Below are 826 nucleotides of genomic sequence, written 5' to 3'. Positions count from 1 at the left end.
GGACGAAGCCGAAGTGCTGCTGGGCTGGATCGGACAGGTGGGCCCGACCTCCGACCTTTCAGCCAACGTGCTGGTCAACCGGCTCCAGCGCACTGGGGTACAGCTCATGAGGCTCGAAGAGGATGAGACTCTCCCGGGGCGTGCGGCGGCGTCCATGGCCATGGTGGTCGCGGCGGACACGTTCGGCGCCCACCTCCGCTTCCAGGCCGGCGATGTGGAAGGTGTCCGGCGATCTCTCGGACGGGCAGAGACGGCCGTCATCGAGGTCCTGCGGAACATCCACGATCTCCGCGTCGCCATCGGGGACGCGGATGAAGAGGAGGAGTAAGGGGCGCTCAGACGTCGGCCTTGGGGGGATCGTCAGGAGCGCGTGCTGATGTACCGCACTCCCGGGCCCCACTTCTCCATGGCCGGCGCCATGCACCACTGGCACAGCGGGCAGCCGCCGCGGCCGTACTTGTGGGTCTTGCGCTGGCACGTGGCGCACGGCCCGACTTGATCGCCCGGGCAGGTCATGGCGGACGGGTCGGGCTCGGTCACCGGCGGCGGGGGAGTGGTCATCGTGGTTCCTTTTCCGGGTGACGTTCCTCGTCACCTCACAAGCAGAATATCGACCCTGCTGGCACGGCTGTTCGATCCGAGCTTCGGCACACTCCAGGTGTTGCGCCAGTTGTTGCGCTGGACGTTGCGTCATCGTGTTGCGCTAGGTGTTGCGGTGGATGTTGCGCGGGCCTTCACCGCACTGTGGAGTTTTCCCAGGTCACAGTAGGTGTGCGGGCGTGGTCGGGGTGCTGACATCCCCGTTGCGACCCCCTTCGCCCATGCC

2 protein-coding genes are annotated in these 826 nt (G+C 66.8%); one reads left to right on the top strand and one right to left on the bottom strand.

Going from position 1 to position 826, the window contains the following annotated elements; all coding sequences use genetic code 11:
- The coding region (locus CA983_RS46540; protein ID WP_158101954.1) for a hypothetical protein at positions 1-328 on the top strand (328 nt) is incomplete at its 5' end.
- Between the two features lie 32 nt (positions 329-360).
- Here the strand turns inward: CA983_RS46540 and CA983_RS44355 are convergent.
- Complete coding sequence (locus tag CA983_RS44355; protein WP_086606174.1) at positions 361-561, bottom strand: hypothetical protein; 201 nt, start codon at positions 559-561, stop codon at positions 361-363.
- Between the last annotated feature and the right edge of the window lie 265 nt (positions 562-826).

This window comes from Streptomyces swartbergensis, from assembly GCF_002148965.1.
Lineage (GTDB): Bacteria > Actinomycetota > Actinomycetes > Streptomycetales > Streptomycetaceae > Streptomyces > Streptomyces swartbergensis.
The sequence above is the reverse complement of the archived record's forward strand: the minus strand, read 5'-3'. Positions and strand labels throughout refer to the sequence as shown.